At 41.1% G+C, this 7,313-nt stretch carries 7 protein-coding genes and 1 pseudogene; 1 reads left to right on the forward strand and 7 read right to left on the reverse strand.

The window, feature by feature from the left end; translation table 11 throughout:
• The 5 genes and pseudogenes from AC1DUW_RS17510 to AC1DUW_RS17530 form a co-directional block, all read right to left on the reverse strand.
• On the reverse strand, positions 1 to 1,274 hold a 1,274-nt coding region (locus tag AC1DUW_RS17510), incomplete at its 3' end, for an ethanolamine ammonia-lyase reactivating factor EutA (protein ID WP_477643075.1).
• 15 nt (positions 1,275 to 1,289) lie between these two features.
• On the reverse strand, positions 1,290 to 2,561 hold the full coding sequence (eutH, locus tag AC1DUW_RS17515; protein ID WP_477643076.1) for an ethanolamine utilization protein EutH: 1,272 nt from the start codon (positions 2,559 to 2,561) through the stop codon (positions 1,290 to 1,292).
• A gap of 147 nt (positions 2,562 to 2,708) precedes the next feature.
• Positions 2,709 to 3,293 (reverse strand): ANTAR domain-containing response regulator, encoded by a 585-nt coding sequence (locus AC1DUW_RS17520; RefSeq protein WP_053347864.1) that lies wholly within the window; start codon positions 3,291 to 3,293, stop codon positions 2,709 to 2,711.
• A gap of 7 nt (positions 3,294 to 3,300) precedes the next feature.
• On the reverse strand, positions 3,301 to 4,674 hold the full coding sequence (locus AC1DUW_RS17525) for a sensor histidine kinase (RefSeq protein ID WP_477643077.1): 1,374 nt from the start codon (positions 4,672 to 4,674) through the stop codon (positions 3,301 to 3,303).
• 179 nt (positions 4,675 to 4,853) lie between these two features.
• A pseudogene (locus AC1DUW_RS17530) lies at positions 4,854 to 5,598 on the reverse strand (SDR family oxidoreductase).
• A gap of 231 nt (positions 5,599 to 5,829) precedes the next feature.
• Here AC1DUW_RS17530 and AC1DUW_RS17535 point away from each other — a divergent pair.
• Entirely contained in the window at positions 5,830 to 5,949 is a 120-nt protein-coding gene (locus AC1DUW_RS17535; RefSeq protein WP_053347866.1) for a DUF4023 domain-containing protein, read from the forward strand.
• 202 nt (positions 5,950 to 6,151) lie between these two features.
• Here AC1DUW_RS17535 and AC1DUW_RS17540 read toward each other — a convergent pair whose 3' ends face one another.
• Positions 6,152 to 6,469: a hypothetical protein gene (locus AC1DUW_RS17540; RefSeq protein WP_477643078.1), complete on the reverse strand. Its 318-nt coding sequence runs from the start codon at positions 6,467 to 6,469 to the stop codon at positions 6,152 to 6,154.
• A 305-nt stretch (positions 6,470 to 6,774) separates the two neighbouring features.
• Positions 6,775 to 7,313 (reverse strand): hypothetical protein (locus AC1DUW_RS17545; protein ID WP_477643079.1); only part of this gene is annotated, 539 nt, incomplete at its 5' end.

Here is a 7,313-nt window from a genome sequence, read left to right on the forward strand (position 1 = left end):
AGTAAGGTCTGACCAAGCACCTTTCCATAATCACTATCCATGACGATTATCAGCGGCTGCTGCTGATTTGGTTTTTGCTTCAGTGCCTCAGTAAAAGCAAACGTGAGCAGCTGAATGTCCCGGAATGATAGATATGGTAGGTTCGTTAAATAAAAGGCAAAATTCTGGCCTTCCCGCTGGGGGTCATATATCGTAATCGCGTCCTGAACCGCTTTTGTCATTCCCTCGATACCTTGCTCTAGAACACCCTGAAAATCGATCCGATAGACTGGGATATTTCGTACCGGTAGATGGGAATCATTCACTTCAATTGTTGCCCCGCTGATCTCGGTTGTATGGGTGCCGGCTCCAAGAACAGTCGCACGAATCGTTTCAACTGGCTTTTCCCACTCCCAATAAGCCAATTCTTTATTTTCTTTTATAGAAGTGGCAAGAGTCATGCCAATATCCTGAAAGCTGGTGCACATCAGTTCTTCATGATACATGCAGTCACTGACTCCACCCGAGAACATTAATCCTTCAATGCGACCTGTCCAAGATGGCACCTTTCCTACTAAAAGCTGTTCGTCTTCTTTCGTATATGAATTGTCCAAAAACCTCGCCAGCACCTTAGCCATCTCATCTGTAATTATTCCCCTATTCTCTTTCGAAGGAGAATACCCCTTTGTTTTCAGCCATTGTTCAATCGAAGGAGCGACTTTCATCTCCGCCCCCTCCCATTCCATCAAACGGCCTCCGATGTGTAAGGTGCATGTACCGCAAAGCGTACCCGAACGGTATACGGCAATATTTGCCGTTCCGCCGCCAATGTCAATGTTTGCTATAGTTTTTCTTGTCTCTATTGAATGTTGATAAGCACCGGAACCCTTTGCGGCAATGATTCCCTCTAAATCCGGTCCTGCTGCTGCGACGAGGAATTCCCCTGCCGCTTTAGACAACTGGTGTACCATTTCTTCTGCATTTTGTTTTGTTGCCGTCTCGCCTGTGATGATGACTGCGCCTGTTTGAATCTTTTCCATCGTGATGCCTGCATGATGATATTCACTTTCTACTATTCTTTGAACCGCCGGGATATCAATCACTGTATCCGATAAAAGTGGGGTCCTGAAAATCGGGCTTCGATACAGAACTTTCTTATCGGTAATTTCAATTTTCGGGACCTGTCCCCCGCCCGCCACATTCATAAGTGAAAACTCGCTGATAACAAGCTTCGTCGTGCTTGTGCCAATATCAATTCCTGCACTGATGATTCGCTCCAACTGTTTATTTAGCAAAACCTCACCTCAGTTTTAAACCACTTGAATTTTATTGTCCTCTTCTTCTTGGTTTTTTTCTGTATATTCATTCAAACCGATAACACCTAATTCACGATCCTTTTTCTCTAATTCCAAAGCCTTTGGAACTGACAGCCAGTAAGCCAGACCGATTCCGATAACACCAGCAGATAGCTTCCCTACGATGATAGGTAAAATTAAGGAAGGTTGAAAGTTTGCCGTGAAGGATAAGTGATCCCCTAATAAGAAGGCAGCACATACTGAGAAGGAAATGTTAATCACCTTATCCTTTGGGGGCATATCTTTAATAAGTTTGAACATCGCTAATATATTGGCAACCGTGGCTAGAATTCCTGCACTCCCCTCCTTGCTCAATCCAACTTTTCTACCCATTGCTTCAAGGGGCTTGCCTGCATATTTCTGAATCAGATAAATCATTGGAAAAGCACCTGCAAGCATTATTCCGATATATCCTGCCGTCTCCAGGGCACGAAACTGATCCGCCTTATCAGCCATGATTGGATGAAATCCCCAAGCACCAAATACCTTAGAAAACAGCCCGGTGAAAATTTCTACAATCGAGAACACTAATACGAGTTTAATCCCCGCATCCATTATTCTCCCAAACCACATAAATCCTTTAATCATCATATCTGGCAAGAAATAAAGACCTAATGCAAGCAATACAACAAAAATAAGAAGCGGTGAAAGATTCAAGACGATTTTCAAATAGCTCAATGTGAATTCATATGTAGAATCCGCATTAGTAGAAATCACTTCTCGTACCTTTGAATTCGTTGCAACGACTAGTACGCTTGAGATAAAGGCACCTATTGGAATCGTCAATATTCCAGACATGACGCCAAGTGCCATATATTTATGATCACGTTTCTCTAGCATTGCCAGCCCCATCGGAATCGAAAAGACAATCGTTGCCCCAGACATGAAACCTACAATCATCGCCATGATCCAGCCTTCATATGTCTCCTGTAGTTGAGCTGCTAATTGGTAACCACCCATGTCAGTTGCCAAAATCGCTGTGGCAGCGAGGGCAGGGTCTGCGCCTATCGCAGCAAAAATCGGGCCGCACACTTTATCAATGAACCATGATAAATAAGGAATCGACGCCATAATTCCAGCTGCAGGAATGAATATATGGCCAACGGTATGCAAGCCTTCCATGAACTGCTTGCCTAAGCCTTGCTCACTGTCTTTAATCGACGCAAAAGCACCTAGCACAGCACAAGTCATAATGATATAAATAACGAAATTCCCAACCATCTCCATACGTTTTCCCCCTTGAATTATGATTTGGTTTTGCACATTTCAACTAGAAAAAAGAATATAAAAAAAGACGCATCGTATAGCCCAAACTAAGGTTTTCCGTAGAAGTTTCTACGATACAACCATTTGGTCTATCAAAGCGTCATTGCTTCATCTATTCACTTGTTTTTGATCATTTATAATTATTAGTTGTGCAACTTTTTCAATCGATAGTTGCTTATTCATACTCAACCTTCGTAGCTTGTTATATGCGATTTCTTCGGTTACATTCTTTCTCTTCATGATAATTCCTTTTGCTTTTTCAATGGCTTTACGATTGTGGAGGGTTTCATCCAGTTGAGCCATTTGTTCCTGATACTTTTTTGTATTCTCAGCTTGCAGTAAGGCAATCTCTACCGCTGGGATTAGACTTGCTTCGGTAATTGGCTTTACAAGATATCCTACGATATTGGCTCGTTTCGCCTGGTCGATATATTCACGCTGGCTAAATGCCGTTAACAAAAGGACCGGAATCTGAAAAGTGTTAGAAATCACCTCACTCGCCTTGAGCCCATTCAGTTTAGGCATTTTTATATCCATTAAAACGAGATCGGGTTGCAAAGCATGTGCCAGCTCAATCGCCTTCTCACCATCACGTGCCTGTCCAACCACATCGAATCCCGCATCCTTGAGCATATAAGTAATATCAAGCAGAACAATCGATTCATCTTCCACGACCAAAATCCTCTTGCCCATGTCTCACCTACCTATTGTATGGAAATCTTATGGAAGCCAACGTACCTTCCATGATTCGACAAACCGAAAATTCTCCATCTAAATCATTCTCGACCGTCATGCGGATAATATCTAATCCTAATGAAGGCTTAGCTGCCGGAGAATAACCAATGCCATTATCCAAAACTTGAATCTCTAATTCAGAACCATCCTTTTGAAAAGACACGGTAATCTTTCCAGCCGTTCTTCCACTGAAAGCATGCCTCACACTATTATAAATGAGTTCATTCGCCACCAACGCAACTGATACAGCTATATCGGAGTCAATGGAATGAAGCTCACCAATATATTCAATACTTAGGTTTTTACTTTCTTGATTTTCACTATACACGATCATATCACCGATTTTTTTAATGAGCTCCAGTAAATCTACATGATCAACATGGCTACTAGCCAAAATGATTTCATAAACCGACGATATGCTTAATACTCGGTTTAAACTGACCAATAAATGAGGTTTACTTTCTTCGGGAACCTCCATCCTCATCTGTAGCCGAAGCAAACTGGCAACCGTCTGCAGATTATTTTTCACTCTATGATGAATTTCGCGAATCGCAACTGACTTACTAATCAGTTCTCTTTCTTTTTCCCGCAGTTCAGTCATATCCCGGAAGATGATAAATGCTTCCTTAGATTTCTTGCCGCGTATATGAAATTTCTTTACTTGAAAAATTTTCTTCCCAATGTGCAGCTCCTTCATTAAAACTTCTTCTGTTGAAGCGAGTACATCAGCAAAGCTAGGAAAATAGTCGAAAATGCAGGTACCTAGTACACATTCGGTCAAACAAATATCCGTTACTAGATTAATAGCCGCCGGATTAGTATAGACAATTTGATTTTGATTATTAATCAGGAATATAGACTCTTCAATAAATTCAGGCACTAAAGAATTTTGTTCATCCTGTCTTTCAAAAAAATTTGAAGTTTCGGGTTCTTCTTGAATCGCCTTCTCCATAATCAATACGGCAATGACACGATTGCATTCCCCTCTAACCGGAACAACACTTTGTTGGACCATGACTCCCTCTTGAGTCAATGCTCGATTCACAAACATATCCTTCCCAGTGCGTAATACATAAAATACTGCCGGCTCGAAGGCTTCATAGGCGACCTTACCGATAACCGAATAATTATAAACCGACTTTACAGAATGGGCGCTTTGCTCCGCCACGACAATCGCATGCTTTCCTTCCCGTACCGGACAGTCAATAAAGACATTGGCTTGATTCAAATTAGCAATCAATGTTAGATTATTCGACAGATTTTCAAGGACGCGAATATCCTTGTCTTTTAAGTTCGTATGCATTTCACATAATTCTCGGACCGATGATGTCTTCTCCATAGGCAAAACTCCAATAAAAGTTTAATCATGGATATTATTATAGATACCGCTTTCATTTTTGTCAATATTCGAAATATTTAAATGTTATATATTCTAACATCAAAAAAGATATTTCCAATGGAAGCATAATACTAAAGCAAATATCATACTAACGTTGCTTTAGTTTTAATTTCAAGTAATTAAATAAACCCTCCATTGACTCTGATCGTTTGTCCCGTAACCCACTGTGCTTGTTCACTCACTAAAAACGTGATCACATTAGCAATGTCATCCGTTTCACCTAAACGTCCGAATGCATTCATTTTTTTCATCCCTTCGATTTGTTGCTCGGATTTCCCCTACATTAAACAACTCTGTGTTAACGGGACCTGGAGCAATTGCATTAATAGAAATCTGTTTAGCGCCAAACTCTTTAGCCAGTTGTCTTGTAAATTGTTCAACTGCCCCTTTTGTTCCTGCATACATACTATACGAAGGGAACATTTGGCCTATTACAGAGGTAGAAATATTAACAATCCTACCATTGAGCTCCATATATTTTAATGCTTGTTGACAAGCAAAGTACGTCCCCTTAACGTTTACTGCAAATTGTTTATCAAAGTCTTCTTCCGTTGCTTCCGCTAGGGGTTTATTAATCATTAGCCCAGCATTGTTCACTAAAATATCAATTTTCCCATACGCTTTGACCGTTTCTTCGAAGAGATTGACAATGTGAGTAACTTGGCTGATATCTGCTTGGATAGCGATTGCTTCTCCATCATTTTTCTTTATGCCTTTCACTACTTCATACGCCTTTTGTGAACTGCCTGAATAGTTGATTACTACTTTTGCACCTAAATCCGCGAGCTGTTCGGCTATAGCTCGACCTATTCCTCTTGATGAACCTGTGACCAACGCAACCTTTCCATCTAACCGATTATTCATTAATTTCACTTCTTTCTTTTCATAATAGTTATTCAATTTCACACCAAAACTTTATTAGTCCATATTTTACCACCATTTCCTCGCTACCGTTTCTTTTCGTTCAATAAAAAAAGTTCCTCTGATTCTATTTTCAATAAAAGAAAATTTAAAAGTACTTGTCCCCATCAATGCTCATGAATTACTCCTCTTCTGGTTATAGTAAAGAAGAAAATAACTGAGGAGGTTTTATCCATGAAAAGTTCAGAAGAGTTTGTAGAGAATATTCAAGAACAGCAAAAAAAAGATGCAGCCAATAAGCGTCGTCAAGGTAACGGCAATCCCGCCCAGAAATTACCGAATAAAAAACATTAATAAAGCAAAATTGTATTAGCTACGCATCTTCATATTCATTCTCCGCTCCTATTTTAGAGCGGGGAATTTTTCATGGCTCTTTCTTGTTCATCGCTTCGATTTCTTTTGAAAAGGTCTCTTCTATTTCGTTTTTATTTCCATACAGAAAGAGATTATCACCAAGTAATCTATTATTTATGAATGGTGTTTTAACGGTAATAGTCTAGATCGTCAATATCCCAATAATAATGCTTAACTCCATTAAGCGTAAATCATCTGTAAGCAGTGTACTAATTGATGAAATAATAACAGCAAGAGAAAAGGCTCCAAATAAAAAAAACATGCTTATTTTTCTTCGAACAGGATGATCAATAATAGACTTTGGTTCTTCAGTAGTAAATCCAGTACCTTTTAGCATGGAGATAACTTGAAATCTAGCTACAGTGTTCTTTAACCCAGTCAGTTTTAATAAGGTAACCGATATTTCAATAACAAGACCAATGATTAAAAAATAAAGCACCATAAACACTACATTCATCATACTGATTATTACCTCCATCCATCTTTCTTCATTTATGGTTTACCCTAATTATTCTAAAAAGAATCCTCATCATTATTTCTTCTAATAGTTACATCTGATGATTAGAGTATTGGATTCAGGCGAATAACTAGCCTGAAATACAAAAAAACACAGTAGAATTCTTTGCTGAATCCTACTGTGTTTTACGTACCTCTTAATGATCCTGTTAATCAAATTGGGATGTATTTTTCCGTTCAATATTTATTCAACCTACTTTAATGTTGCTGAATTCCACCGCCTTGTATCGGAAATTCAACATATTGGCTTTAAAATCCTTGCATCGGGAATCTTCCGGGCTGACCTTGACCTCCCGGCATCATCGGGTATCCTCCAGGCTGACCTTGACCTCCCGGCATCATCGGAAATCCTCCAGGCTGACCTTGACCTCCCGGCATCGGGTATCCTCCAGGCTGGCCTTGACCTCCCGGCATTGGGTATCCTCCAGGCTGACCTTGACCTCCCGGCATCATCGGAAATCCTCCGGGCTGGCCTTGACCTCCCGGCATCATCGGGAATCCTCCGGGCTGGCCTTGACCTCCCGGCATTGGGTATCCTCCAGGCTGACCTTGACCTCCCGGCATCATCGGAAATCCTCCAGGCTGGCCTTGACCTCCCGGCATCATCGGAAATCCTCCGGGCTGGCCTTGACCTCCCGGCATTGGGTATCCTCCAGGCTGACCTTGACCTCCCGGCATCATCGGAAATCCTCCGGGCTGGCCTTGACCTCCCGGCATCATCGGAAATCCTCCGGGCTGGCCTTGACCTCCCGGCATTGGGTATCCTCCAGGCTGACCTTGACCTCCCG

Source organism: Peribacillus sp. P4_C12, assembly GCF_056402095.1.

What these genes read in the sequence shown, in the direction of transcription:
- eutH (WP_477643076.1), bottom strand. Translation starts at nt 2,561, where the DNA reads ATGGAGATGGTTGGGAATTTCGTTATTTATATCATTATGACTTGTGCT.
- AC1DUW_RS17520 (WP_053347864.1), bottom strand. Translation starts at nt 3,293, where the DNA reads ATGGGCAAGAGGATTTTGGTCGTGGAAGATGAATCGATTGTTCTGCTT.
- AC1DUW_RS17525 (WP_477643077.1), bottom strand. Translation starts at nt 4,674, where the DNA reads ATGGAGAAGACATCATCGGTCCGAGAATTATGTGAAATGCATACGAAC.
- AC1DUW_RS17535 (WP_053347866.1), top strand. Translation starts at nt 5,830, where the DNA reads ATGAAAAGTTCAGAAGAGTTTGTAGAGAATATTCAAGAACAGCAAAAA.
- AC1DUW_RS17540 (WP_477643078.1), bottom strand. Translation starts at nt 6,469, where the DNA reads ATGATGAATGTAGTGTTTATGGTGCTTTATTTTTTAATCATTGGTCTT.